General features: G+C 68.1%; 20 protein-coding genes and 1 pseudogene. 12 read left to right on the top strand and 9 right to left on the bottom strand.

The genetic code is table 11. The annotated features are described in order from the left end of the window. The first annotated feature begins 367 nt into the window (after nucleotides 1-367). The 3 genes from ltrA (ACRXBZ_RS02105) (at nucleotide 368) to ltrA (ACRXBZ_RS02095) (ending at nucleotide 3,568) form a co-directional block, all read left to right on the top strand. Nucleotides 368-1,684 carry a group II intron reverse transcriptase/maturase gene (gene ltrA / locus ACRXBZ_RS02105; protein ID WP_433877518.1) on the top strand — a complete coding sequence of 439 codons (1,317 nt, stop codon included), beginning with the start codon at nucleotides 368-370 and terminating at the stop codon, nucleotides 1,682-1,684. A gap of 176 nt (nucleotides 1,685-1,860) precedes the next feature. Continuing rightward, the gene (locus ACRXBZ_RS02100; protein ID WP_433877517.1) at nucleotides 1,861-2,076 is read left to right on the top strand and encodes a hypothetical protein; all 216 of its coding nucleotides are present in this window, start codon (nucleotides 1,861-1,863) and stop codon (nucleotides 2,074-2,076) included. A 7-nt stretch (nucleotides 2,077-2,083) separates the two neighbouring features. Next, the gene (ltrA, locus tag ACRXBZ_RS02095; protein ID WP_433877516.1) at nucleotides 2,084-3,568 is read left to right on the top strand and encodes a group II intron reverse transcriptase/maturase; all 1,485 of its coding nucleotides are present in this window, start codon (nucleotides 2,084-2,086) and stop codon (nucleotides 3,566-3,568) included. 55 nt (nucleotides 3,569-3,623) lie between these two features. Here ltrA (ACRXBZ_RS02095) and ACRXBZ_RS02090 read toward each other — a convergent pair whose 3' ends face one another. The 3 genes from ACRXBZ_RS02090 to ACRXBZ_RS02080 all read right to left on the bottom strand — a co-directional run bounded on the left by ACRXBZ_RS02090 (nucleotide 3,624) and on the right by ACRXBZ_RS02080 (nucleotide 6,798). Beyond that, nucleotides 3,624-4,124: a hypothetical protein gene (locus ACRXBZ_RS02090; protein WP_433877515.1), complete on the bottom strand. Its 501-nt coding sequence runs from the start codon at nucleotides 4,122-4,124 to the stop codon at nucleotides 3,624-3,626. Between the two features lie 613 nt (nucleotides 4,125-4,737). Beyond that, entirely contained in the window at nucleotides 4,738-5,346 is a 609-nt protein-coding gene (locus ACRXBZ_RS02085) for a TetR/AcrR family transcriptional regulator (RefSeq protein WP_433877514.1), read from the bottom strand. A gap of 36 nt (nucleotides 5,347-5,382) precedes the next feature. Beyond that, nucleotides 5,383-6,798 carry an MFS transporter gene (locus ACRXBZ_RS02080; protein ID WP_433877513.1) on the bottom strand — a complete coding sequence of 472 codons (1,416 nt, stop codon included), beginning with the start codon at nucleotides 6,796-6,798 and terminating at the stop codon, nucleotides 5,383-5,385. Nucleotides 6,799-6,946: 148 nt separating this feature from the next. Here ACRXBZ_RS02080 and ACRXBZ_RS02075 point away from each other — a divergent pair, with 148 nt between their 5' ends. Genes ACRXBZ_RS02075 through ACRXBZ_RS02050 form a run of 6 tightly spaced genes read left to right on the top strand, consistent with a single transcriptional unit; the run spans nucleotide 6,947 to nucleotide 14,321 of the window. Further along, nucleotides 6,947-8,287, top strand: coding sequence for an NtaA/DmoA family FMN-dependent monooxygenase (locus tag ACRXBZ_RS02075; RefSeq protein ID WP_433877512.1), 1,341 nt, complete (start codon nucleotides 6,947-6,949; stop codon nucleotides 8,285-8,287). Continuing rightward, the gene (locus ACRXBZ_RS02070) at nucleotides 8,287-9,348 is read left to right on the top strand and encodes an LLM class flavin-dependent oxidoreductase (RefSeq protein ID WP_433877511.1); all 1,062 of its coding nucleotides are present in this window, start codon (nucleotides 8,287-8,289) and stop codon (nucleotides 9,346-9,348) included. The genes ACRXBZ_RS02075 and ACRXBZ_RS02070 overlap by 1 nt, the downstream gene beginning before the upstream one ends. Next, on the top strand, nucleotides 9,335-10,981 hold the full coding sequence (locus ACRXBZ_RS02065; protein WP_433877510.1) for an ABC transporter substrate-binding protein: 1,647 nt from the start codon (nucleotides 9,335-9,337) through the stop codon (nucleotides 10,979-10,981). The genes ACRXBZ_RS02070 and ACRXBZ_RS02065 overlap by 14 nt, the downstream gene beginning before the upstream one ends. A gap of 3 nt (nucleotides 10,982-10,984) precedes the next feature. Beyond that, on the top strand, nucleotides 10,985-11,932 hold the full coding sequence (locus tag ACRXBZ_RS02060) for an ABC transporter permease (protein ID WP_433877509.1): 948 nt from the start codon (nucleotides 10,985-10,987) through the stop codon (nucleotides 11,930-11,932). Next, nucleotides 11,929-12,771, top strand: a complete 843-nt coding sequence (locus ACRXBZ_RS02055) for an ABC transporter permease (RefSeq protein WP_433877508.1) — start codon at nucleotides 11,929-11,931, stop codon at nucleotides 12,769-12,771. Before ACRXBZ_RS02060 ends, ACRXBZ_RS02055 begins: the two co-directional genes overlap by 4 nt. Beyond that, a complete protein-coding gene (locus ACRXBZ_RS02050; protein ID WP_433877507.1) occupies nucleotides 12,768-14,321 on the top strand; it encodes a dipeptide ABC transporter ATP-binding protein in 1,554 nt (517 codons plus the stop codon). Before ACRXBZ_RS02055 ends, ACRXBZ_RS02050 begins: the two co-directional genes overlap by 4 nt. A gap of 787 nt (nucleotides 14,322-15,108) precedes the next feature. Here ACRXBZ_RS02050 and ACRXBZ_RS02045 read toward each other — a convergent pair. The 5 genes from ACRXBZ_RS02045 to ACRXBZ_RS02025 all read right to left on the bottom strand — a co-directional run bounded on the left by ACRXBZ_RS02045 (nucleotide 15,109) and on the right by ACRXBZ_RS02025 (nucleotide 20,384). Beyond that, complete coding sequence (locus tag ACRXBZ_RS02045) at nucleotides 15,109-15,546, bottom strand: VOC family protein (protein ID WP_433877506.1); 438 nt, start codon at nucleotides 15,544-15,546, stop codon at nucleotides 15,109-15,111. 1,249 nt (nucleotides 15,547-16,795) lie between these two features. Further along, a complete protein-coding gene (locus ACRXBZ_RS02040; protein WP_433877505.1) occupies nucleotides 16,796-17,212 on the bottom strand; it encodes a hypothetical protein in 417 nt (138 codons plus the stop codon). A gap of 171 nt (nucleotides 17,213-17,383) precedes the next feature. Further along, complete coding sequence (locus ACRXBZ_RS02035; protein ID WP_433877504.1) at nucleotides 17,384-18,973, bottom strand: integrase; 1,590 nt, start codon at nucleotides 18,971-18,973, stop codon at nucleotides 17,384-17,386. A 5-nt stretch (nucleotides 18,974-18,978) separates the two neighbouring features. Further along, on the bottom strand, nucleotides 18,979-19,311 hold the full coding sequence (locus tag ACRXBZ_RS02030; RefSeq protein WP_190818330.1) for a helix-turn-helix domain-containing protein: 333 nt from the start codon (nucleotides 19,309-19,311) through the stop codon (nucleotides 18,979-18,981). Next, nucleotides 19,308-20,384: a tyrosine-type recombinase/integrase gene (locus ACRXBZ_RS02025; RefSeq protein ID WP_433877503.1), complete on the bottom strand. Its 1,077-nt coding sequence runs from the start codon at nucleotides 20,382-20,384 to the stop codon at nucleotides 19,308-19,310. Before ACRXBZ_RS02025 ends, ACRXBZ_RS02030 begins: the two co-directional genes overlap by 4 nt. Before the next feature lie 355 nt (nucleotides 20,385-20,739). Here ACRXBZ_RS02025 and ACRXBZ_RS02020 point away from each other — a divergent pair, with 355 nt between their 5' ends. The 3 genes from ACRXBZ_RS02020 to ACRXBZ_RS02010 all read left to right on the top strand — a co-directional run bounded on the left by ACRXBZ_RS02020 (nucleotide 20,740) and on the right by ACRXBZ_RS02010 (nucleotide 22,910). Next, nucleotides 20,740-21,396 (top strand): YncE family protein, encoded by a 657-nt coding sequence (locus ACRXBZ_RS02020; protein ID WP_433877502.1) that lies wholly within the window; start codon nucleotides 20,740-20,742, stop codon nucleotides 21,394-21,396. 6 nt (nucleotides 21,397-21,402) lie between these two features. After that, nucleotides 21,403-21,567 (top strand): hypothetical protein, encoded by a 165-nt coding sequence (locus ACRXBZ_RS02015; RefSeq protein ID WP_433877501.1) that lies wholly within the window; start codon nucleotides 21,403-21,405, stop codon nucleotides 21,565-21,567. 263 nt (nucleotides 21,568-21,830) lie between these two features. Beyond that, complete coding sequence (locus tag ACRXBZ_RS02010; RefSeq protein WP_433877500.1) at nucleotides 21,831-22,910, top strand: cation diffusion facilitator family transporter; 1,080 nt, start codon at nucleotides 21,831-21,833, stop codon at nucleotides 22,908-22,910. A gap of 305 nt (nucleotides 22,911-23,215) precedes the next feature. Here ACRXBZ_RS02010 and ACRXBZ_RS02005 read toward each other — a convergent pair. Beyond that, nucleotides 23,216-23,389: pseudogene (locus tag ACRXBZ_RS02005) on the bottom strand (transposase); the annotation flags it as partial. Nucleotides 23,390-23,468: the final 79 nt, after the last annotated feature.

The following is a 23,468-nucleotide window of genomic DNA, read 5'->3' as shown; positions in this document are numbered from 1 at the left end:
CGCGAAATCCCCACTTCGGGGTGCTGACGTTGTTGGAGCGGCGGAAGGCAACACTGCTGGCGGCGTTATCGCGAGTCGCCAGTGGGCCCCGCGCGGTCGGAGAACCTGTGCATGTACGGAGTCCTCATGTGCGAGAACCGGGAGATCCCATGCTCGCCCGTTCACCTGATCTGTGTGCGGGCCGTCCAGGGAACGCTGAGGCGGTAAGCCTGGGATGAACGAGTGTGGGAAGTCGGACGGCCCCGTAGTACCTGCGAACCCGCCGAACAAAGCCGCGCCTGTGGTGGCGGAGGTGGGGGAGGAAAGGGGGTCGGCCAAGGGGAACACGGCCAGCAAAACACGCCCCGGACACAGAGCCGGATCGGGTGTGCCCAGTGCGCTGGCTCGTGTGCGGCAAGTGGCACGACGGGATAGGGATGCGCGGTTCACCGCGCTGCTGCACCATGTCGACCTGGATCGCTTGCGGAAGGCGTATTGGGCGATTCGCCCGAACGCCGCGCCGGGGGTGGACGGGGTGACATGGGAGGTCTACGGGCAGGATCTGGAGGCGAATCTTCATGATCTGCATGCCCGTGTTCATAGCGGCGGGTACCGGGCGAAACCCTCGCGGAGGGCGTACATCCCGAAGGCAGATGGGCGGCAGCGGCCGCTCGGGATCGCCGCGTTGGAGGACAAGATTGTCCAGCGGGCGGTCGTCGAGGTGTTGAACGCGATCTACGAGGTGGACTTCCGGGGCTTTTCCTATGGGTTCAGGCCGGGGCGTAAGCCTCACGACGCGTTGGATGCGTTGGCGGTCGGGATCGAGCGGAAGAAGGTGAACTGGGTGCTTGACGCGGATATCCGTGACTTTTTCGGTCAGCTTGATCGGGCTTGGCTGAGAAAGTTTCTTGAGCACCGGATTGCGGACAAGCGGGTCTTGCGGCTGATCGACAAGTGGTTGGCTGCGGGGGTCGTCGAGGACGGGACGTGGACGCAGAGCGACAAGGGCTCACCGCAGGGGGCATCGGCGTCCCCGCTTTTGGCCAATGTCTACCTGCACTACGTCCTCGACCTGTGGGCTGACTGGTGGAGAAGCCACCACGCGCACGGTGACGTGATCATCGTGCGGTGGGCGGATGACTTCATCGTGGGGTTCGAGTATCGACAGGACGCCGAGCGGTTCCTCGGCGAGCTTCGCGAGCGGTTCGCGAAGTTTGGGCTGGAGCCGCACCCGGAGAAGACGCGACTGATCGAGTTTTGCCGGTTCGCCGCCGGGAATCGACGGAAGCAGGGACTGGGCAAGCCGGAGACGTTCGACTTCCTGGGCTTTACGCATATCTGCGGAAAGACCCGGACCGGACGCTTCGGGTTGCGGCGGTTCACGATCTCGAAGCGGTTGCGGGCGAAGCTTGGTGAGGTGAAGACCGAGCTGATGCGACGCCGGCATCTGTCCGTCCCCGAACAGAGCACATGGCTGGCCAGCGTGGTGCGCGGGCACTTTGCTTACTATGCCGTGCCCGGCAACAGCGCAGCGGTGAACGACTTCCGGGATCAGGTGACACGGCACTGGTATCGGGCGCTTCGGCGACGTAGCCAGCGCACCCGCTTGACCTGGGAACGGATGAACCGGCTGGCCAACCGGTGGCTACCGCAGGCTCGTATCACGCATCCTTGGCCCAGCGAGCGCTTCGCCGCCAGAACCTAAGGCAGGAGCCCAGTGCGGTAGTTCCGCACGCTGGGATCTGTGCGGGGGGCCGCCCGTGAGGGCGGTCCCTACCGCGACCATCGAAGGGCTAGCGACCCACGGTGGCCCCGAGTCATGCGTTGGCGTCCGTGAGGGCGTCGGCGAAGCGTTGACAGGGGTACGTGCAGGCTGGGCTATTGAGCCGCGAAATCAAGGTGTCCGGGGTGCCGACGTCGTCGAAACAGGCGGAAGGCAACATCGCTGGCGACGTTATGCGCGAGTCGTCAGGGGACCCCGCGCGGTCGGAGAACCTGTGCATGTACGGAATCTTCATGCGCGAGAACCGGGAGATCCCACGCTCGCCCGTCGGTGTGATGGCCGGGCGGGCCGCTCAGGAAACGCTGAGGCGGTAAGCCTGAGATGAACGAGCGTGGGGAGTCTGACAGCCCCGTAGTACCTGCGAAGCCGCCGAACAAGACTTCGGTCGTGGAGGTGGTGGAGGAAAGGGGGCTGGCCAAGGGGAACACGGCCAGGCCGACACGTCCCGGACACAGGGCCGGGCCAGGCGTGCCACACGGGCTGGATCGTGTGCGTGAAGTAGCTCGAAGGGACAAGGAAGCGCGGTTCACCGCGCTGCTGCACCACGTCGACCTGAATCGTCTTCGGGCGGCCTACTGGGCGATTCGCCCACAGGCCGCGCCGGGAGTGGACGGTGTGAGGTGGGAGGACTATGGGCAGGAGTTGGAGGCCAACCTCCGGGACCTGCTCGTGCGGGTGCACAGCGGCGCTTACCGGGCGAGTCCGTCGCGGCGCGTATACATCCCGAAGGCGGATGGGCGGCAGCGACCGTTGGGCATCGCCACGTTGGAGGACAAGATCCTCCAACGGGCCGTTGTCGAGGTGCTCGGCGCCGTTTACGAGGTGGACTTCCTGGGTTTTTCCTACGGGTTCCGGCCAGGGCGCGGCCCGCATTACGCGTTGGACGCGCTCACGGTCGGGATTTCGCGGAAGAAGGTGAACTGGGTGCTCGACGCGGATATCCGCGAGTTCTTCACCAATCTTGATCATCGTTGGCTGGTGAAGTTCTTGGAGCACCGGATTGCGGATCAGCGGGTCCTGCGTCTGATCGGCAAGTGGCTGAGCGCAGGGGTCATCGAGAACGGGGAACTGTCGGAGACCTCGGAGGGAGCACCACAAGGGGCATCGGCATCGCCGCTGCTCGCGAACGTCTACCTCCATTACGTCTTCGACTTGTGGGCCCAGTGGTGGAGGAGCCGCTATGCGCGCGGTGACATGATCATTGTGCGCTTCGCGGACGACTTCGTTGCGGGATTCGAGTATCAGGAGGACGCGCAGCGATTCCTTGCCGGTCTTCGCGAGCGGTTCGCGAAGTTTGGTTTGGAGCTGCACCCCGACAAAACCCGGTTGATCGAGTTCGGTCGGCACGCCGCCCGAGCCCGAGCGGCGCGGGGTGTCGGGAAGCCCGAGACGTTCGATTTCCTTGGATTCACGCACATCTGCGGTAAAACGAGGACCGGGCGGTTCTGGGTGAAGCGTAAGACCATCTCGAAACGGATGCGGGCGAAGCTGGCCGAGGTCAAAGACCAGCTCAAGCGACGTCGGCATCTGCCCATCCCGGAACAGGGGCTGTGGCTGGCCAGCGTGGGAAGCGGACACCTCGCCTACTACGCCGTGCCCGGCAACACCGACGCGGTTGCGGCTTTCCGCACCCAGGCAACGCGGCACTGGTACAAGGCGCTGCGGTGCCGAAGCCAACGCACTCGCCTTGACTGGACGCGGATGCACCGCCTCGAGACTCGATGGCTACCACCCGCCCGCGTGAAGCATCCCTTCCCTGAGAGGCGCTTTGATGCCAGGACCCGAGGCAGGAGCCCAGTGCGTTAGTAGCGCACGCTGGGATCTGTGCGGGGGCCGCCCGCGAGGGCGGTCCCTACCGCGATCAGTTATTGGTGAGTTGATCTGGTGAGTTGATGCCGAGATGCTCGGCGTGGCGGCGTGAGCTGGCCTGAAGATGGAGGAAGCATCGGCGTTGCTTGTAACCGCCCGTTGTCCGGGAGATTCGCCGATGCTTCCTGTGGGAACCATACCGGCACGACTCGTAGAAATTCCCGCGCACGTACTGAACCATCCGCTCGACCCTCGGCTTGTCACGAGGATGGCGAACACGGGTGGCGTCTGTTCCGAAGCCGCAATGCTGGGCGTTGTCCAGCCACCCAGCGGTGAAGCGCGGATTGACCGGGTCGGCGTCGGCGACGATCGCGGCCATGTTGTCCGGGGTGACGACCTTGAACACCCCGCCGAAGTAGGCCCACGCGGCCTCACAGCCCGAGATCACCGCGTCCAGCTTCTGGGAGAAGGTCAACCACACGAACATGTTCCGTGCGGCGGCGGGTATCGCCTCCGGGAATGAGGTCCCGCCGTTGCACGACGTCGCGACCAACTCCTCGTTTTCCGGCAGAGAACCGAGTTCGTGGCGGTGCGCGTCCGATGGCAGCTGATTCCGGCCCCGAATATGCGGTCTGCGGGACGGGCAGCCGCAAAGTGTGGACCGCAGGTCGTCAGCGGCGAATGCAGAGGACGATGGTCGGGATGAACGGTCACGCCGACCAGCGCGCGGCACGTCAGTACGGTTCCACCGGTCGGCCCGGCTCCCGCATCGCCATACATCGTCACGGAACCAATCCTCGATCATGGCACGCCTGGGTCCTGGATCACCTTCCCCTGCACCCTGGGAGTGGCACGTCCTGGAGGCCTGTGCAGGGACCGGTGAATTATGGAGGACCGCGGCACTTGCTGACATCACGCTGACACTGACCGATGCCTCCTCTGCGATGTGTAACGCCCTGCGCGCTAAGGACTTGTCGAGCGTCGCCGTTCTGCGGTGCCCCGTGGATGCCCTCCCGTCCACGGACCCGCACCACGAGTGTGGCGCCCTGGCCGAACGCGACGTTCAGCCCCTCGCCTGGACCAGGCTCACTCGTCGCTTCTTTTGCGGATCATCGCCGATACCATGACCGTCCGGCCTAAAGGCGGGCTGAAGGCTCCGAACTCCGTCAGCCCTGGCGGCGCTGCGGCGTCACTGTGATCCCATCGAGGATGAGTTCGAGCAACCGGACGCTCTGATCGTGGCCCGGCGCGGAATTCTCGCGAGCCCACGCCGCCGACGTGATGATCGCGAAGAGCTCTTCGGGCGTGAGGTCGGACCGGACGTGCCCGGCTTCCTGGGCGCGGTGCAGCAGCCGTGCGCCGGTCTCGTGCATGCGTGTGCACGAGTGGTGCAGCGGGGTGCCTTCGTCGTACGAGGACGCGGCCAGGAAGCCCACGAGACCGCGGAAGGTGCTGCAGTGCGCGATCGCCAGTGGCAACCATCCGGTAAGCGCTTCCAGCGGCTTCGATCCGGCGGCCAGTGCGTCGGCGCGATCGCATACGGTTTCGAGACCATCCCGCACCGACGCTTCGATCAGCGACTCGCGGGTGGGGAAGTGCCCGTACAGTGTGCCAATGGCCACGCCTGCCGCCCGCGCGATCTCCTCGAGGGAGGCGTCGGCACCGCGGGCGTTGAACGCCGCGCCCGCGGCGGCGAGGATGCCGTCGTAGTTACGCCGCCCATCAGCGCGCTTCGGACGCTGTGCAAGGCGACCCCGACCGGCGGCTGGTTTCACATATCCTCCCGAGACTCAAGCCGAGCGTACCTCGGATTACGTGGCCTCGGTGCGGGTGTCCGGCCCGAACCAGAACACGCACGCGACGAGCAGTTGCACGATCGCGATACCCACGCCCCATAGGAAGACGTCCGAGATCGTGTCGGCGATCCGGCCGCTGCCCGAGGTGAACGGGATGAGCAGCACCGCCGTCCCGACGGAGCCGCCGACCGTCAGGGCCGTCTGCAGTAACCCGGCCGTGACGCCGGTGTCCTCGGGCGCGGCCGTGGACAGCACGATCATGTTGAACGGCACGATCGCCACGCCAACTCCGACGCCGAGAATGATGATCTGGGGGAGCACATCGGTCGCGTAGGATGACGATCCGTCCAAACGCGACAGCCACAGCACGGCCCCGAGCACGAGGACGAGCCCCGCGACGGCACGCACCTTCAGGTCGAACCGGGCGAGGACCTTGGTCAGGAACTGGGTACTGAGCAGGATCGCGACGCCGAACGGCAGGATCGCCAGTCCGGTCTGCAGCGGCGTGAAGCCGAGCACGGTGTGCAGGTACTGGTTCGAGTACACCAGGAAGCTCGTCAGCACCGCGGCGAGCAGCAGCAGGTTGACGAAACCGCCGACGCGGGCACGGTTGGCGAACACCCGCTGGGGCAACAGGGGTTCCGCGGCCCGGGAGTCCACCGCGATCACGACGATGGCCAGCACGACGAACAGGGTCAGCGGAATGAGGGTCCAGGTGTCGCCCCAGCTGTGGTCGGCCGCACGGACGAGCCCGTAGACGAGCGAGGTCAGCGCCGCGACGACGAGCAGCGCGCTGGGCAGCGCCAGCGGGCGCCGGGTGGTCGGGGCGTCGTGGCCGCCGAGCACGCGCAGTCCGATGAGGACGATCGCCAGCCCGATCGGCACGTTGACCAGCAGGCTCCACCGCCATTCCCCGGCCCACGTCAGCACGCCGCCGAGCACCATGCCAGCGGACGCGCCCAGACCAGTGACAGTCGAGTAGAGGCCGAAGGCGCGCTGCCGCCGGTCCTCGGTCGCGAGGATGGTGAGCAGCGCCAGCCCGGTCGGTCCGGCCACCGCAGCGCCGGCGCCCTGCAGGATCCGGCCGATGAGCAGCACCGGGAAGTTGGGTGCCAGCCCGGCGACGAGGGACGCGATGGTCACTAGCCCGACGCCGGCGAGAAACACGCGGCGATGGCCGAGCACGTCGCCGAGCCGCCCGGAGAGCAGGAGCAGCCCGCCGAACGCCAGGAAGAACCCGTTGACCACCCACGACGCGGACGTGATGCCGAGGTCCAGATGGGCCTGCAGGTCGGGAAGTGCGACGGCGACGATCGTGCCGTCCAGTTGCAGCATGAACTCGGCGCCGACGATCGCGATGAGGACTAGACCCCAGGCACGCGGGGGAGCGGCACCCGCAGTGCCGGTGCCCGGATCGGCTTCGGTGCTCATGAATCGGCCTCCCAATGCGAATTCGAGTAACGTGAGGATACCTCGAGTTGAGTTCGTACCATAACATGAGATGACCTCGACTTGTTGCCGATTCTGATGTCACACTCCCTGCCGAATGGAGCAGTCGAGAGGCGAAGGAGCGAGGCGAGTGTCCACAGTGCTGAGTGAACGCGAGCTACATCTCAGCGTTCACCCGGTGGCGGCAGGCCACCACCCGGGTGCGTGGCGGTGGCCCGGCGCGGATCCGGTCGCGTTCGCGCGGATCGAGGGATATCTCGAGGTCGCGAAGGTCGCCGAGCGGGGAAAGCTGGATTCGATCTTCCTTGCCGACGTGCCGGGACTGCACGCCGACATCGGCGACTACCCGCAGGTCAACGGCCTCGAACCGACGCTGATCCTGACCGCGATGGCCGTGGTCACGCAGCGGATCGGGCTGGTCGGGACCGCGTCGACGACGTTCAACGAGCCGTTCAACATCGCGCGCCGGTTCCGGGCGCTGGACCTGATCAGCCACGGCCGCGCGGGCTGGAACGCGGTCACCACCTCCGGCCCGCGCGTCTCGGGCAACTTCGTCGCCCAAGAGCCGACCAGCCAGGACCGCTACGCCCGCGCCGAGGAGTTCATCGCGGTGGTACTCGACCTCTGGCGCAGCTGGGCGCCCAGCGCGCTGGGCGCCGATGTCGAGTCCGGCGTCTACGCGGATATGGCAGGAATCCGGCCCATCGATCACCACGGCGCGCAGTTTGACGTGCGCGGCCCGATCAGCCTGCCGCCCTCGGAACAGGGCTATCCCGTGATCTACCACGCCGGCGTGTCCGACGACGTCCGCACACTCACCGCCCGCACGGGCGAGGCGATGTTCACCGCGGTGACCGATGTGGACACCGCAAGGTCCGAAGTGGACGCCTTGCGGTCGCGGGCCGAGGCCTTCGGCCGGTCCCGGGATGCCGTGCTGATTCTGCCGGGCCTGATCACCTCGGTCGGCGGCACGGAAGAGGAAGCCTTGCGCCGGCGCCAGGAACTGGACGAGCTGGCGGGCACGCGCGGTGCGGTGCTAGGCCTGGCCGCGCAGCTGGGCCTGAACCCGGACGCACTCGAACTGGACCGCCCGGTGCCGCACGCGCTTCGCGATTCGCTGACCCAGGTCCGTGGCCACGCCCGCGCCGCCGCCCGGCTCGCGTACGAAGGACGCACGGTGCGGGATGTGATCCGCCGCGGCGGCGGAGGCGGTCACGTGGTGGCTGCCGGCGCGCCCGAACAGATCGCCGACCTCATCGAGAGCTGGTTCGCCTCCGGCGTGGTCGGCGGGTTCACGATCATGCCCGATGTCACCGTCGACGGGTTGCCCGCGTTCGTCGACCACGTCGTGCCGGTGCTGCAGCGGCGCGGACTATTCCGCACCGACTACCAGGGCGCCACACTGCGCGAGCACTACGGGCTCCCGATCCCAGACGTCGCCGTCCGCCGCCCGCTGGCGCAGGCAATGTGATGGTCGCGCTCTCGATCGTCGACCAGGGCCCCGTCTCCGCGGAGACCAGCCCGGCGCAGACCCTCCACGAGACCGTCGAACTCGCCCGGCTGGCCGACGAGATTGGCTACACCCGGTTCTGGGTGGCCGAACACCACGGCGTGCGGAACATGGGCATAGCCGCGCCCGAGGTCGTCATCGGGCATCTCGCCGACCGGACGAGCAGGCTGCGGGTCGGTTCGGGCGGGATGATGCTGCCCAACCATGCGCCGCTGCACGTGGCCGAACAGTTCCGCACGCTCGAAGCGCTGCATCCAGGCCGCATCGATCTCGGCGTGGGCCGGTCCACCGGGACCGGTGACGACGCGACCCGAGACGCCTTGCTGCGCACCACCGACGGCGTGGAGATGTTCGGCGAGCACCTGCGCCGGCTGCTCGGCGCGGGCGGCAGGCTGAAACTGGCGCCCGAGGACCCATATTCCGTCCTGACCGCCTCACCCGACGGGGTGCCGCTGCCACCCGTCTTCCTGCTCGGCGCCAGCGTCGGCAGCGCCGAGACCGCGGCGCGCACCGGCCTCGGCTACGCGTTCCTGAGCGTGAACAAGAATCCCGCAAACGCAGCCAGTGCACTGCGCCGCTACCGCGAGCTGTTCGTGCCCGCCTTCGAGGGAGACCAGCCACTGGCTATCCTCGCCGCCCGCATCTGGGTCGGCGAGGACGAAGAGCACGCCGCCGCGCTGGCGGCCCCGGAACGTCTCGCCGTGCTTGAGTACCTCACCGGAAACCCCAGCGCACTCGAACCGGTGGACCGCGCGCTCGGCCGGCGCCTGACCGACGCCCAGGCGGCCGCGCGGGACACCCTCGACCTCCGCGCCGACATCGTCGGCGGCGTCGACCACGTCGCGCAACGTCTCACGGCGCTCGTCGACGCCAGCGGCGCCGACGAGGTCATGGCGATCTCCAACATCCACGATCCCGAAGATCGGCGGGGCTCGTTCCGGCGGCTGGCGCAAGCCGCCGGACTCGCTCCCGCGGGCGGCCCGCCGATCACCAGAAACGGAGCACCACATGTACAGCCGTAGAAAGTTCCTCGCCCTGTCGGCGGGTACGCTCGCCGCCGGTCTGGGGGCGACGGGACTCGCGGCCTGCGCGAGCGGCCCGGACTCCGCGGCCGGGGGCGCGGCGAAAAGCGGCGGCAACCTCGCCTTCGCCACCACCGGTGAGCCCGACAGCTGGGACGTCCACGTCTCGGTCTCCACCCTGTCCGCGCTCGCGCTGCGCGCGGTGTACGACTCGCTGGTCAACCGCAAGCAGGACGGCACTTTCGAGCCCTGGCTGGCGAAGGCGTGGCAGATCTCGGCCGACGGGCTGGCCTACACGTTCGTGCTCCGCGACGACGTCACGTTCCACGACGGCACGCAGTTCAACGCCCAAGCCGTGAAGGATAACCTCGACCACGTCGTCGCGCCGGCCACGAAATCGCGCAACGCCAAAACCCTGCTCGGCCCCTACGCCGGCACGGACGTGCTCGACGAGCACACGGTCCGGATCCGGCTCAGCAGCCCATACTCGCCGCTGCTCGGCGGCCTCGCCTCGCCCTATCTCGGTTTCCACTCGCCCGCGGTACTTCGCGCGAACGCCGCCGGCATCGCGGCAGGCGGCAAGTCCGTGGTCAGCACCGGTCCGTTCCAGTTCTCGTCGCTGATTCCGGGACAGCGGGCCGTGTTCACCCGGCGCACCGGCTACCTGTGGTCGCCGCCATCGCAGGCGCGCCAGGGCGACGCCTACCTCGACCAGTACTCGGTCGAGTTCATCAGCGATGACGCCGCCCGCGTCGGCGCGCTCACCTCGGGCCAGCTCGACGTCGCCGACCAGGTTCCCGCGACCCGGCTCGCCGAACTGCGCACGCAGTCCGCGATCACGCTCACCGGCCGGGACAACCTCGGTTCCCCCTTCACCTACAGCCTCAACACCACGAAGGCGCCCTTCGACGACAAGACGGTTCGCCTGGCGTTCCAGTCCGCTGTGGACACCAAGTCGATCACGCAGGGCCTGTTCCAGGACGCCTACACAAGCGGCTCGTCCGCGCTCACGTCCTCCACCCCGGGCTACGACCCGTCGGTGGGGAACACCTGGGGCTACAACCGGGATCAGGCCGTCCAGCTACTGGAGCAGGCCGGCTACGCGGCCACCGACGGAGACGGGTACCGCACACGCGACGGCCAACGCCTGAGCGTGACCCTCGCCTACGCCGCGGAGTACACGACGCAGGAGCAGAAGAACTACCACACAGCACTCAAGGACGCAGTGAAGCAGGTGGGCATCGAGCTCGTGCTCCGGCCGCTGGACACCGCGGGCATCGTCCAGGCGCTGGGATCGGGCGACTACCACGTCGGCGCGGCAGCACCGACCGGCACCGACGCGTCGTTGCTGCGTTCGCTGTTCCACTCCACCCAGCTGCCCTCGGCGGGCGGGGCGAACGTCAGCCGCGCCCACGACCCGGAGATCGACGGCTGGCTCGACCAGGCTCTCAAGGCCCAGGACACGGCGGCGCAGAACCAGCTCTACTCGAAGGTCCAGCACAAGGTCCTCACCGAGGCGTACATCCTGCCCACGTACGTCGGCAAGCGGACCTACGGCGCGCAGGCACGCGTGAAGGGCTTCGGCCTCGGCTCCGACAACATCCCCCTGCTGCTCGACGTGTGGGTGAGCTGACACGTGCGTGACTCGTTGCCCCGGTTCCTCCTCCGCCGCGCCCTCGCGGGCGTGCTGGTGGTGTGGGGTGCCGTGACCGTGACCTTCTTCGCGGTGAGCGCGACCGGCGGTGACCAGATCGACGCGATCCTCGGCCCGCAGGCGGCCACCATCCCGGGGCTGCGGGAGCAGACCGCCGCGGAGTACGGCCTCGACCGGCCGCTGCTCGCGCAGTACTGGGACCGGTTGCGCGGATTCGTCACCGGCGACTTCGGCAAGTCCTACCAGCGCGGCGAACCGGTGAGCACGCTGCTGTCCGGCCAGGTCACGCCCACGCTCGAACTCGCGTTCGCCGCCGCGCTCACCGGCCTGGTGCTGGCGCTACTGGTGACCGTGGTCACTGCCGGGCGGGATCGGGTGGTGATCCGTGCCGGGACCTCCGTGCTCGAGATCCTCGCGGTGGCGGTCCCACCGTTCTGGCTCGGCATCCTGCTGCTGTCGGTGTTCTCGTTCACGCTGCGCTGGTTCCCCGCATACGGCGCGCAGGGCCTCGCCGGCCTGGTGCTGCCCGTGCTGGCGCTCGCCGTGCCGGTCGCCGGGGTGCTGACGCAGGTAATGCGCCAGGAACTCGCCCTGGTACAAGGAAAACCGTTCGTGATGACCGCGCGGGCACGGGGTCAGAGCAGGCTGGGACTGCTCCTGCGGCACACGCTCCGGCACGCGCTGCTGCCCGCCACGACTATGTCCGCGTGGGCGCTGGGCACGCTCATCGGCGGCGCCGTGCTCGTGGAGAAGGTGTTCTCCCGGCCAGGCCTCGGCACGGTCCTCGTCAACGCCGTCCAGCACCGCGACACCCCCGTCGTGTCCGCCGTGGTCACCCTCGCGGCGCTCGTCTTCGTCGTCGCCAACACGCTCGCCGACGCCCTGTACCCGGTGATCGACGCCCGCCTGCGCAAGGGAGAAGGCTCGTGACCTCGCTCAACCCGGCGCTCGAGGTACGGACCCGCACCCGCACCACCGGCTCCCGCGCGGTTCTCGTACTCAGCGCGCTGGTGCTCGCGCTCGTCGCCGCCGTGCTGGTGTTCCCGGACTGGTTCGTGCACCTGTCCCCGGACACCAACGACGTCCAGCACACGTTCCAGCCGCCGAGTGCGGCGCACCCGCTGGGCACCGACCAGCTCGGCCGGGATGTCTACTCGCGGCTCATCCACGGCGCCCGGTACTCGGTGACCACCGGTCTCGTCGCGACCGCGATCGGCGTCGTGATGGGGGCCGCGCTCGGGCTGGTCGCCGTGGGCAGCCGCATCGCCGACATGCTGATCATGCGGCTGACCGACGTGTGGCTGGCGTTTCCCGAAGTCCTGCTCGCGCTGCTGGTGATCGCGCTCGTCGGGACCGGGTCGGCGCAGATCGCGGTGGCGCTCGGCGTCGCGGCCGCGCCGTACTACGCGCGGCTTGTTCGCGGGCAGGCGCTCGCGGTGGCGAAGGCCGAATACGTCGGGGCAGCGAAGACCCTTGGCGTGCACCCGATCCGCACGGCGCTGCGCCACGTATTGCCGAACGTCGGCGGGCCGGTCGTCGTGCTCGCGTCGCTGGGCACCGGGACCGCGGTCACTGCCGCCGCGGGACTGAGCCTGCTCGGCCTCGGGCCACTGCCGCCGACGCCCGAGTGGGGCGTGATGCTTGCCGAAGGTCAGAGCTACCTGGCGAACGCGTGGTGGATCGCGGTATTTCCCGGGCTCGCGATCGTCGCTGTCGTGCTCGCCGCGACGCTGCTCGGACGGAGCCTGCAGGCGAGGAGCGTGCGGTGACGTTGCTGGAGGTGGCCGGGCTCGAGGTGGCCTTCGGCCGCGACGAGCCGGTGGTGCGCGACGTGTCGTTCTCGATCGGCGACGGGGAATGTCTCGCGCTGGTAGGGGAGTCGGGGTCCGGGAAGAGCGTGACCGCACGGGCCCTGCTCGGGCTCGCGGGCGAGCGGGCCCGAGTGCGCGCCACGACGTTGCGCGTCGGCGGCAAGGACGTGGCGGGGTTCGCCGAGAAGGACTGGCAGCGCCTGCGTGGCCGGGACATCGGCATGGTGCTGCAGGACGCGCTGGTTTCCCTAGATCCCTTGCGGCGTATTGAAGACGAGGTCGCCGAGGCGCTCACCCTGCACGAGAAGACCGCACCCGCGGAGGTCCGCCGCCGCGTGCTGGAAGTCCTCGGCGAGGTCGGGATCCCCGATCCCGCCACCCGCGCCCGGCAGTACCCGCACCAGCTCTCGGGCGGGTTGCGGCAACGGGCGCTGATCGCGTCCGCGCTGGTCGCGGAGCCCGGCCTGATGATCGCCGACGAGCCGACCACGGCGCTGGACGTGCTCGTGCAGCACCAGATCCTGGACCTGCTCGGCAAGATCAAGGAGCAGGGACGCGGGCTGCTGCTCATCAGTCACGACCTCGCGGTGGTCGCCCGCCTGGCCGACCGGATCGCCGTCATGCGGCACGGGCAGATCGTAGAGATCGGTCCCACCCAACGGATCCTCGATCATCCAGAGCATCCCTACACCCGGTTGCTGCTGGACATCGCGCGCGGGCAACGGAACGAGCGTCCCGTGCAGGCCGGCGGCGACACCGTGCTCGAGGTCGAGAACGTGACGAAATCCTACGGCGATCGCCGCGCGGTTGACGGCGTGTCACTGACGCTGCGCGCCGGGGAGACACTCGGCCTGGCCGGTGAGTCCGGCTCGGGCAAAAGCACACTGACCCGGCTGGTGCTGGCACTGTCCGAACCGGACAGTGGCCGGGTACGACTGGCGGGCGAGGAGTGGTCGACGGTCCCGGAACGCGCCCGGCGCTCGCGTCGACGCCGGATTCAGCTGATCCAGCAGGACCCGCACGCCGCCTTCGATCCACGCCACACGGTCGGCCGCATCATCGCGGAAGGTGTGGTAGGCCGTCGGCGTCGGCGCGGCCGGGTCGCCGAGCTAATGGACCTCGTCGGGCTCGACCCCGCCCTCGTCGGCCGCCGGCCGCACCAGCTGTCCGGCGGCCAGCGCCAGCGCGTCGCGATAGCGCGTGCGCTCGCGCCGGAACCCGAGGTGCTGGCGTGTGACGAGTCGGTGTCCGCTTTGGACGTGTCAGTCCAGGCTCAGGTCCTCGACCTGCTCACGCACCTGCAACAGAAGCTCGGCGTGGCACTGCTGTTCATCACCCACGACCTGACCGTCGTGGAGCAGATCTGCGACCGGCTCCTGGTCATGAAGGACGGCCGCATCGTGGAGGAAGGCCCGACCAAGGCGGTGTTCGAAGCCCCCCGCCACCCCTACACGAAGGCGCTGCTCGAAGCCGTGCCACGCCTGCCGTCACCGCCCAGTGCAGGATAGAGGTGGCTTCTCAGCGGCCACACCGCACTCTGCGCCAACCCACTCGACAGCCGCACCCAGTCACCAATATGACGGCCATGTACACCTTGAGGAAGGACGCCGCGAACGGGGTCAGGTAGCGGGACACCGATCGAGTACGCATGAAGTCGTTGGATGTCCAGTCCAGCGGAAATTTGCGAGTGGTACGGCCGCCGACCTGCGATCCGCAATGTAGGTGCGGACCCCTGCCAGTTGAGTTGTTCGGACCTACATTACGGATTCGACAGCCGCGGGCAACGGATGCCTCGTGCTGGAGCCAGGAACAGGCCGCCGCCCAGGCCGTCCCCTGACCCGTCGCTATCCCGCCCGCCCGGCGTCTACGTGCTGGGGACCTCGCCGGTCGCGGCGAAGTCCGGTCGCTTGGCCACCGACGCGGCCTGGCCGGCGAACCGCTCGTAGAACCGCGCGACCAACGCCAGATCGCCTGCCCCTTCGGGCCGTGCGCGAAGTCCGGAACAGTGATCTGCGCCAGCACACCGGTGTGCAGCCGGTCGACGCGGCTGTCCACGTTTTCCAGCTCGGCGAACGCGCCAGCCGCCGGGGCGATAATCAGCGTGGCGAGCCGGTCAGCCATGCCTGCGGTGATCTTGCTCAGCTCGGCGAACGTCTCCGTCAGCGGCTGATGACACGTTCCCTTACTTCGAGTCGGTGGCACGGTCGAGATCATCAGCGACGGCCATGGCGGCGGTCCTTTCCCATGCGGATGGTAATGGTCGGTGATCTATCACACGGACGCACGGAGCGTCGTTCAGCGGAGTTCCTCGACCAGCCCGATGATGACGCCGGCGGGGCCGCGGACGTAGCAGTACCGGCAGTAATCCTCGTACTGCGCCAGCTCGCCCACGAGCTCGGCGCCGTGGCCGCGCAGCCGGTCGAGGACATCCTCGACTGCGTCGACGACGAACGTGAGCCGAGGGATGCCCGGGGTGTTCACCGGCTCCCACGGCGCACTGCCGGTGGCCACCGGCCGATGGAACGTCGACAGCTCGACCCGGCCCTGGCCGTCCGGGGTCCGCACGACAGCAATGTCCGATCGCACGCCCTCCAGCCCGACGAGCTGGTCCACCCAGGCACCCTCGACCGTGGTCTCGCCCTCTAACTCCAGGCCCAGTTCGACGAAGAACGCGATCGCCGCCGCGAGATCCTCCACCACGAAGCCGACATGATCCATCCGGTGAATCGTCATGATTTCCTCCTGTGTCGCACGGCCCCTCGTGGCCGCTCGTGCCCCGGGGACGGAGCCGGCGTCACGGTCTCGACATCCTCGGCCATTTTTTTTCGGCACCACCCCGGCCAACAACAAGGACGGGGCCACCGGACCCGCCGGTCCCGGTACCGGGTCAGCCACGACCCTACCGATCGCGATGGTCCGAGCGGCAAGCACTGCTGGAGGCTGGTGCCTTGGCCCTCCACGGAAGGACCATCACCACGAGATGGTTGCGTACCCCCGAAAATGCGGGAGAACGGGACTGGCCGACCGACTCTCAAGGCGATGATTTGCCGGCCATCGAACATCCGTTTCTGCCGCCGACAGCGCGTTCTCCTGACCCTCGACAGCCAGTTGTCGACCTCGGTTGAGCGCACATGCGTTAGTTCAGAGAAGCGTGCGTACGGTGTTGGCATTGCTGGCCCGGTTTCGGTGGCAGCGGGACCCGCGGACTTGGTCGGTGCCCTGACGTGTCGGCAAGCGACACAGCAGGGCGCCGGGCGCACCTCGAAATCGGCATCGCACCTGACGGCGTCTCGGTGACTCCGACAGGGCAGAGAACGCTGACTTTGTCTGAGTCAGCGGTCGGGCAGTTGCGAGCGGTGGTGCGGGAGGCCGTGTGTGAACGAGCGCCGCTGGCAGTGGCACGGGCACGGTGCCGGCGCCGTCGAGGAGAGAATCCACCGGTGTTCGGGGCGTTTTTCCATGCCGATCCCGAGTCGTGGTGGGAAGGTGACCGGGTCCCGGTTCCCGTAGTGGCTGAGAGAACCCACGAGAATCCGAATGTCCCCTTCGGCCGGTGAGGTTCGCCACCGCCGCGCAGGAGTCCGCCGAACCAACAAAGCAGCGTGACTGTGTTGGCTGGCCGATCCGCGTCGACCGCGTACGCGACAACGGCGGATGTATTGCGTCCGCAACCCGGTGCGACCGAGGTGCTCTATGGCGGATTGATCAGGGGGGAGGTCCTGCATTCTTGCTTGATCGGATGTTGGCGTAGCGGCACATGCCGAGCATGGTGCCGATCCCGGCCACCCATGGCGCAATGGTCGCCAGGCTTCCATGCACGAGGACCAGGGTGATCAGTACCGGAGGAGCGTGCCGAGGATGAGGGCGATCGAGCGGCAGGTCGTCCCCCGCTCAGCGGTGATCAACGATCGGCAAGTGGTTGGGAACGCTACGGCCAGCTCCTCCGCCAGGTCGGCGGCTGCGGCGTCCCGGTCGGCGAGGCTTACTGCCGCCACGGCGATGCGGGAGCCGTTCGCGGCGGGGGCAGCTGCGATGCGCACGGGCCCGGCCAGCGCGTCGGCGCCGGGGTGTCGACCATGATCGGGCCGTGTTGGGCTGCGGCGAGTTCTGCGGGGCTCAGCAGCACTTGACCTACCACTTCGCGAGAACTCGCGACCGCCTGCTGGTTGGCTTCGAGGACCTGCTCGGCCGCATACCGGCCGTTGGACAGGACCGGCGAAACCGCTTCGGCAGCGGATTGGACGTCACGCAGCCGGTACTGCAGCGACTCCGTGATCGATTCGTCCAGGGAGGCCCGGGAGTTGGTCACGGTGACGAGCGCGACGACGGTGAGGATCAGCGCCATCGTGAGGGTGAACGCGGCGGTGAGTCGCAGGCGGATGGGCCAGTTTCTGATCATCACGGCCTCGTGTTCGGGTGGCCGCCGTCCGTGCGCAGCCGGTATCCGGTGCCGCGCACGGTTTCAAGGGAGGTGGCGACTCTGCCCGGAGTTCAGGCGAACTGAGGGATTCTCAGCGGGAACCCAAGGGTGTTCGGGCTGTGTGGGGCGGTTGGACCCTTGGGTTCGTGCTCAACCCACGGTGTCGTGGTGGGCGCTGTGCAGGAGATTACGGGCGGCGGCGCTGTATCGGATGGCGGTGGTCTCGTCGAGCCCGAACACGGCGGCCAGGTGGAGAGGGTCCGGCCCGTGGGTGAGGGCTTCGTCGAGTTGGCGATCGACGCGCAGGGCCTCCAGTGTGGCGGCTCGGCGACGGAACGGACCGGTGAGCGCGTTGTCGCTGACCGGCCGGGTCGTGTTCGCGGTCTGCTTGTTGATGATCAGGTGGGGGTTGGCGGTGTGGGGCCAACGGTCACGCCGGTAGGTGAGCCAGTCGAGCAAGAGACGGTAGGTCAGCTGGTCCATCGGTCGGGTCACCGTGGCGATGGTGAGCTGCCGGTTGCCGAGGTCGACGTCGTCGAGCCGGAGCTTGCGGATGGCGTCGGGGCGGGCGGCGTGCACTGCGGCCAGCGCCAGGGTGAGCCGGGCGGCGGGGGTGGTCGCGGCCTGCGTAGCGTCGTCGATTTCGTTGGGAGACAAGGGAAGGATCACTGGGTCGTCGCGGTTGCTGCGGTCCCGGAGTCGAGCGGCAGGGTTGGCGAAGATGGTGCCGGTCTTCTTGCAGTGCCGCATCAACGACCGCAGCCCGGTGACGGCTTGCCGACGGCGATGTCCTTGCAGGGCTTCGATCACGGCGGCGACGTCGGCGACGGTGACCTCGCGCAGGTGGGCATAGCGGGCGGACCAGTCCACGAGCACGGGGTGGACGGCGCGCACGTAGCGGCGGGTCGTGCCCATCTTGCGGGGCAGGCTGCGCGGCCCGCCGTGGTGCAGAGTGCGCACCCAGTCGTGGACGTCGGCGGCGATGCCGGGCGCGAGTTCGGCGAGCTTGCCGTCCAGCCAGTGCTGGAACGCCGGGACGCGGTCGTCAACGAACAGGTCCGCCCGATCCAGGACCTCGGCGACACGGTCGATGCTGACGCCGTAGCGATGCAGGATGTCAACCAGCTGCGAGTAGCGGAACGCTTCGCCCTCGGCATGTCCGGACAGCAGGATGACCAGTGCCCGGCCCAGCTCGGCGACCAGCTTGGGGTTCCAGCCGTGCGCCTGCCCCAGCTGGTCGGCGATCCGCCGCACCCGGACCAGGACCGGGTTGGCCAATTCGGCGTGCAACTCCCAGCCGAAGGCTCGCTGCGGGCCGGGCAAGTGCAGTTGCAGTTGCCCGCCATCGGCGGGCCGGGGCGCAGCCAGCACGAGGTCGGTGACTCGTGCACTGGTCTGGGCTCGCTGGCCAGCGCGCTGGCGCACTCCGGAGCGTGGGCCGCGCATCTTGGTCATGCCGGCGAAGGCCAGCTGGTGGCAGGTGACCGTGGCCAGGTCGGCGTCGGTGACGACGTGAGGATCGTCGGCCAGTACCCCGGCCTGCAACCAGCACAGCCTGCAATAGCCGTGCTTCAGCGGCACGTGCCGGCCGCAGACCGCGCAGCGGCCGGGGGCATGGCGGCGGCGGAAGTCGTAGCAGGCGCGGCAATATCCGCCATACAGCACGCCCCAGGCCAGGCAGGTGGGGCAGCTTTCCGCCGTCTTGTCGATCGCGTGTCGGCGTTGGGGCATGGTGACCACGCGGCTCACATGGGCGGCAGCGAGCGGCCGTCCCGGCGTTTCGGCGTGACCGTCACACCGGCGGCGCCGCTGGTACCGGTCGCAGCGGTCGACTCGCCTTGCGGGGCGGGCCGGTCGACCTTGTCGGGCTCTGGGATGAGCAACACCTCGACACCGCAACCAAGGACTGCGCAGATGATGTTCAGCTCGTCGAGTTTGACGCTGGCCGGGCTGCCCGACCACAGCCCGGACATCTTCCCAGCGCTGATCATCAGGCCGTGCTCGGCGAGCATCCGTTGCAGCTCGCTGGCCTTCCAGATACCACGGTTGGCGGCAGCCAGCCGCAGGTTCCACCTCATATGCTCAGTCCCTTCAGCCGTTGCGCGGCCCGCTGCTGCCCGGCCAGCCATGCGTCCTCGACATGCGTCCGATGAACATGAACATAATTCATAGTTGTGGCGATCCAGGCGTGCCCGAGCGTCGCTTGGATGGCGATCAAGTCCATGCCGCCCAGGTAGAGCTCGCTGGCGCAGAAGTGCCGCAGGACATGCGGTGTCAACCGGTCCGACCAGTCCGGCAGGTGCTCGGCGGCGGCCGTAGCCAACCCGGCCCTCAGCACCTCGTTGCCCACCCTGGCACCGGTCCCGTCGGCGTTCTTGCGTTCGGAGCAGAACAACGGAGCGCCCAGCCGGGCAGGGTCGTCACCGAGCTGGCACCACACGTCCTCGACGAACCACCGCAGGGTCCGGCCCGCGTCATTGATCAGCGGCACCATGCGTTCCCGGGGCCCGGAGCCGCGGGCGCCTTTGCCGTGTCGGACATGGAGTTTGCCGAACGGGCCCAGGTCCCACTTGATGTCGGCCAAATCCAAGTGACGCACCTCGTTGATCCGCAACCCCACCTCCGACATCAGCCGGGCGGCGGCGTAGTTACGCGCGGTGGGAGCGAACTTGCGGCAGGTCGCCAGCTCGCCGCGCCACCCGGCGAACAGCGTCCTGATCTGCTCAGCGGACGGCGGGATCCGCAGTTTCGCCTCGCGTCGGCCGCGGGGTCGGTTCACCTCGTCGATCGGGCATTCCACGACCCGGCCGGTCAGGTTGTGGATCTCCACCTTGTGCCGCAGCTCGACGAACTCGAAATACGTCCTGATCGCCTGCGCCCGCGCCATCCGCGTGTTGGGCGGCACCGCCCGCAGCACCGTGCCGAAATAGGAGTCCACGTTGGACGGTTGCAGGTCCCACAACGGTCGGCCGAACCACGCACGCACCTGCTCCAGATGGCAGACATCCGAACGGATCGTGTTATCGGCCAAGCCTGCCGCCGAGCGGGCCAACACGAACCCGGCGAACACATCGGTCTCGAACCGCGCGATCTCCTCCGGGCCCAACGGCTCGCGCATCTCGCGCAGATCCCGCACGACCGCAAGCCCCACCACGCCTCCCCGACTTCAGCTCGACCGCAAGAACATCAACAGACGTGACATCGGCTCACGGAACCTGAAGTTGAGTCAGAACACGAACCAACCACCCGAACGAGCAAGAACAGCCTGGTCCAGGCCGCCCGACGACGGAACATCCCTCCGGGAACTCAAGGGTTATCTATTACTTGTTGTGCTGGGTGTCGTTGTCGTGGCATTGGCCGTGGTGATGGCGGCGGTGTTTTTGCGGCCGCGGTGTCAGCCAGCTGCGGTGACGTTGCCCCTGCGTGCTGTGGGGGAGGTGGCGTTGCCGGGCGGAGGTTCGCGGTTCGATTACGAGAGCTTGGATCCGGAGAGAAGGTTATTGTTCGTGGCGCATCTCGGTACCAGTGAGGTCATCGAGGTCGATGTGCACGCCGGGCGCGTGGTGCGCGTGATTCCGAATGTGTCGCAAGCGCATGGCGTGCTGACCGTCCCCGCGCTGCACCGGGTGTATGCCACGGCGACGGGCAGCAACGCGATGGTCGCGTTGGATGAAGACTCCGGGCAGGTGATCAGCCAGTCTCTGACAGGGGAGTATCCCGACGGGTTGGCGTACGACCCGCGCCGGAATACGGTGTGGACGACCAACGAGCGGGGCGGCTCGGAGACGGTCATCGACGCCACCAGCGGCGTGGTACGAGGCACTGTCGCGCTGGGTGGGCAGGTGGGCAACGTCGCCTACGACCCGGCTAGCGACCAGATGCTGGTGGCTGTGCAAGGCCGCAACGAGCTCGCCGTCCTCGACCCTTCCAAGCTCGCGGTGACCAGGCGCATAGCGCTGCCGGGCTGCGACCATGACCACGGCTTGGCCCTCGACCCGGCGCAACGCCTGGCCTTCGTGGCCTGCGACGGCAACGCCGTGCTGCTGACCGTCGACCTGAATGCAGGGACAGTGACCGGGACCGCACCGGTAGGCCAGGAACCGGATGTCCTGGCCTACGATCCAGACGCGCAGCGGCTGTACGTGGCCGCCGAAAGCGGGTGACTGACCATGCTGGACATGCGCGACCGTCGGCCCACCGTGGTCGGCTCGGGCTTCTTGGCGGCCAACGCGCACGTGGTCGCTGTGGATCCGATCACGCACCACAGCTATTACCCGGTGCCCGCAGGGACAGCTGGCCATCCAGCTCTGCTGGACCGTGAACCCGTTCCCTGATCGGGCCGGCACCTGCCGCAACATCGACACGGATGCTCCTGGAGGTGTAAAAGGGCAGCGCCGTGCTCAGGAAGGGCGGCGCACGGAACGGTGATATTCGCGTCTGCGGGGAGTTTCGTCTGCCTGCGAACGGCTTCGAGAGGAGAAAGCGCGTTGTGCCAAAAGGATTTTGTTGCCAGTACCTGGTTTCTACGTCGTTGTCGCAGGCCATGCGTGCGTCATACCTTGAATTAGGAGTGTTGTCAGCCAACGAGGAGTGATGAGTGAACCAGGGAAACCACGGCCACGGGCATGGCCACGGGCACGGGCACGGGCATGGGCATGGGCATGGGCATACCCGTGGTTGGTGGTTGGGGCTTCGTCACCTGGTGACGCCGCACAGTCACGACACCGTTGATGTCGTCGATGATGCGCTCGAAGCGAGCCAGCGCGGGATGCGGGCGCTGTGGATCTCCTTCGCCGCGCTGATGGTCACCGCGGTAGGCCAGGCAGTGCTGGTGACGTTCACTGGCTCGGTGGCGTTGCTCGGAGACACGTTACACAACTTTGCCGACGCCCTGACCGCCGTTCCGCTGGCCATCGCGTTCCTGCTGGGGCGGCGTGCGGCGTCCCGGCGGTTCACTTACGGACTGGGGAGGACCGAGGACCTGGCCGGGCTCGTCATCGTGCTGGTGATCGCCACGTCGGCAGGGCTCGCTGCGTGGCAGGCCATCGACCGGCTGATGAACCCACAACCGCTCGCTCACGTGTGGTGGGTCGCGGGTGCCGGGGTGCTTGGATTCATCGGCAACGAACTCGTCGCCCGGTACCGGATCACCGTGGGCCGGCAGATCGGATCGGCCGCGCTGGTGGCCGACGGACTGCACGCCCGCACGGACGGATTCACCAGCCTGGCCGTGGTGCTCTCGGCCATCGGTTCGGCGGTGGGGTGGTACTGGGCGGACCCCGTCGTCGGATTGCTGATCACCGTCGTGATCCTGTCGGTGCTGTGGGGCGCGGTGAAGGAGGTATTCGGTCGGCTGCTCGACGCCGTTGACCCAGAACTGGTCGGCAAGGCCGAGCATGCGCTTCAGACGACGCCGGGTGTGGACGGGATAGACCGGATCCGGCTGCGCTGGGTCGGGCACAGCCTCGTCGCAGAGGCTGAGCTCCACGTCGATCACACCTTGAGCCTGGTCGAAGCACATCACATCGCCCACGAAGCCGAACACCGGCTGATCCATGCGCTGCCCCGGCTGGGCACAGCGACCATCCACACCCACCCCGCCGGAGCGCTCGCGGAGCCGCAGCACGAGCTCGTGGCGCACCACCGGCGCAAACTCCCCACACCAGACTCGGCGTAGCCGCGCCGTTGCCCCACCGGCCGTCTCGCTATCACCGCGCGCACCGTGGCCTGAAGGCTGTTGCGAAGCGATGAAGGTGAGAGCGGTGCCGCGCTGGGTGGCCGGGTTCCAGGTGGAGCTGGTCTGGCCTTGCGGGCAGGTGGCCTGCTCGCGATCGACCCGTCGGTACCGTAAGTCACCGCCAGATCACGGCGTTTGGCCTCCGAGGTGGGCAGCCGCCAGGAATCCACCCGCGCGGCATACCGCTTTCCCCACGCCGGCACATCGATCGCCTCAGCCAGCCACTGCGGCACCGCGGCCGCACCGAATCCCGGATCGTCCAGCTCCATCCCCAGCGCGTATTTCCAGGAGATCTTGTCCCGCACCGCCTCCGCCGCCTGCCGGTCGGTCAGGTTCTCCGCCATCTGTAACACCGTGACCAGCGCAAGCCGACCGGGTGACCACCTCGGCCTGCCCCGCGCCCCGAATGCCGCCGCGAACTGCCCGCGCGGCCCGGGGCGCGGGTTGCGGGGTGTTCTCCGTCGCGCGCTCGAGCATCGAGGCGATCTTGGACACGGA

This window comes from Saccharopolyspora hattusasensis, from assembly GCF_050972075.1.
Lineage (GTDB): Bacteria > Actinomycetota > Actinomycetes > Mycobacteriales > Pseudonocardiaceae > Saccharopolyspora > Saccharopolyspora hattusasensis.
Note: the sequence above shows the minus strand (reverse complement) of the source record. Positions and strands in the feature narration are given on the sequence as shown.

Coding starts and splice junctions, on each gene's coding strand:
- ACRXBZ_RS02070 (WP_433877511.1), top strand. CDS start 8,287: ATGGTCGCGCTCTCGATCGTCGACCAGGGCCCCGTCTCCGCGGAGACC.
- ACRXBZ_RS02065 (WP_433877510.1), top strand. CDS start 9,335: ATGTACAGCCGTAGAAAGTTCCTCGCCCTGTCGGCGGGTACGCTCGCC.
- ACRXBZ_RS02030 (WP_190818330.1), bottom strand. CDS start 19,311: ATGAGGTGGAACCTGCGGCTGGCTGCCGCCAACCGTGGTATCTGGAAG.
- ltrA (WP_433877516.1), top strand. CDS start 2,084: ATGAACGAGCGTGGGGAGTCTGACAGCCCCGTAGTACCTGCGAAGCCG.
- ACRXBZ_RS02080 (WP_433877513.1), bottom strand. CDS start 6,798: ATGAGCACCGAAGCCGATCCGGGCACCGGCACTGCGGGTGCCGCTCCC.
- ACRXBZ_RS02015 (WP_433877501.1), top strand. CDS start 21,403: ATGCTGGACATGCGCGACCGTCGGCCCACCGTGGTCGGCTCGGGCTTC.
- ACRXBZ_RS02045 (WP_433877506.1), bottom strand. CDS start 15,546: ATGACGATTCACCGGATGGATCATGTCGGCTTCGTGGTGGAGGATCTC.
- ACRXBZ_RS02040 (WP_433877505.1), bottom strand. CDS start 17,212: ATGATCAGAAACTGGCCCATCCGCCTGCGACTCACCGCCGCGTTCACC.